This window comes from Sulfuricurvum sp. RIFOXYD12_FULL_44_77, assembly GCF_001830725.1.
GTDB lineage: Bacteria > Campylobacterota > Campylobacteria > Campylobacterales > Sulfurimonadaceae > Sulfuricurvum > Sulfuricurvum kujiense_A.
This window is the reverse complement of record NZ_MIBU01000166.1, coordinates 1-1,316: the sequence shown is the minus strand read 5'-3', so window position 1 is coordinate 1,316 and position 1,316 is coordinate 1. Positions and strand designations below refer to the sequence as shown.

Genomic DNA, 1,316 nt, shown 5'->3' with positions numbered 1-1,316 from the left:
AGCAACTCCTATACCAAAAGAGATTACAATGTGATATTTTCAACGGGAGGAAATTATGGCAAAACGACTTATTAAAGATGAGCGAATTAAGACGATCATCCATAACATTGCCGAGGATTTCCGTTTTTCTCATGAAACGGGTGACTACGCGTTATTGTTTTATAAAGCGGATACGGAAGGGGTGATTCGCGGAGCCGATATCGACTCGATGATCGAGTATCTCTCTACCGGACTCACCGAACTGCAAGATAATATTCAATGGCGTCGGGAGTTCTTGAGTGACAATCCGGGCATTGATGAGATGCGGATGCTCGAAAATCTCGGCGTCATCGAAAAAGAGTATATCGATCTGCTCGAATTTTTACGTTAGGGTTTCGGTTTATACGGTTCAAGGGGCATCTTTTTGCCGATGGCGTATTGAATCCCCCCTTGTAAATCGATAACGTTATACCCTTGCTGTTTTCCTAAAAAATTACCGACGATTTGGGTACGGTTTCCGCTGTTGCAGATGAGGGCGAATTTTTCCCCTTTTTTGACCACTTTATTCAGTTTCCCCAAAAAAGCTTCGACGTTGTAGTTTCCCTGTTCGTCAAAAAACATAATCGGATACGAACCTTTAACCAGACCTGTCGTTTTCCATTCCGATGGGGTTCGGATATCGATAATTTTGATTTTGGAATCAATCAGCTTTTTATCGATCGGTTGGGCAGAGTAATCGGCCATCAACGTTGTAGCCAAAAGCAAAATGGCAATGAATAGAATACGCATACTAAATCCTCTTAAGGGTATAATAGCGGTATTGTATCGATGAATGATTAATATGAGGTTTTATGGGCGAATCTAAAACAGAAAATGCAAAACGGCTCCGCTACATTCGGCTATTGAGTCGTTTTATCAACGGAATACTCTCGTTTCTCGCAAAAAGCGATAGTCCGACGAAAGAGCAGTTTGATCAAAAAGTAGATATGAATTTTCGCTTTTTAGAAAAAAATGAAGCGGTCAAACTTTATAAAGATGAATACCTCGTCCTTGAAGCACTAGGACAGAAGATTCTTGATTTTCGAGCAAGTGATGAGGAGATTGAAACGATTAAAGAGGAACTTTTTTATGCTCAAAATCAGCTCGAGAAACGGGTGAATGCCAGCCGCTATAAAAAATCAAAACACGATAATCATGCAACAGACGGTTGGTAATTACATAACCTCTAAATGTTCTAAGAGGATTTTGGTTCCCAATCCGATTAGGATAAGCCCTCCCAACATTTCCGCTTTACTCTCCAGCAATGAACCCAATTTCTTTCCGACATAGACGGCCGC

4 protein-coding genes are annotated in these 1,316 nt (G+C 41.0%); 2 read left to right on the top strand and 2 right to left on the bottom strand.

Going from position 1 to position 1,316, the window contains the following annotated elements:
- The first annotated feature begins 55 nt into the window (after positions 1 to 55).
- Positions 56 to 370: a hypothetical protein gene (locus A2517_RS06670; RefSeq protein ID WP_294895356.1), complete on the top strand. Its 315-nt coding sequence runs from the start codon at positions 56 to 58 to the stop codon at positions 368 to 370.
- Here the strand turns inward: A2517_RS06670 and A2517_RS06665 are convergent.
- Positions 367 to 768, bottom strand: coding sequence for a rhodanese-like domain-containing protein (locus tag A2517_RS06665; RefSeq protein WP_294895354.1), 402 nt, complete (start codon positions 766 to 768; stop codon positions 367 to 369). The two genes, A2517_RS06670 and A2517_RS06665, sit on opposite strands and share 4 nt — an antisense overlap.
- A 62-nt stretch (positions 769 to 830) precedes the next feature.
- Here A2517_RS06665 and A2517_RS06660 point away from each other — a divergent pair, with 62 nt between their 5' ends.
- Complete coding sequence (locus tag A2517_RS06660) at positions 831 to 1,193, top strand: hypothetical protein (RefSeq protein ID WP_294895352.1); 363 nt, start codon at positions 831 to 833, stop codon at positions 1,191 to 1,193.
- Here the strand turns inward: A2517_RS06660 and A2517_RS06655 are convergent.
- A partial coding sequence (locus tag A2517_RS06655) for a manganese efflux pump (protein WP_294895358.1) occupies positions 1,194 to 1,316 on the bottom strand: 123 nt, incomplete at its 5' end.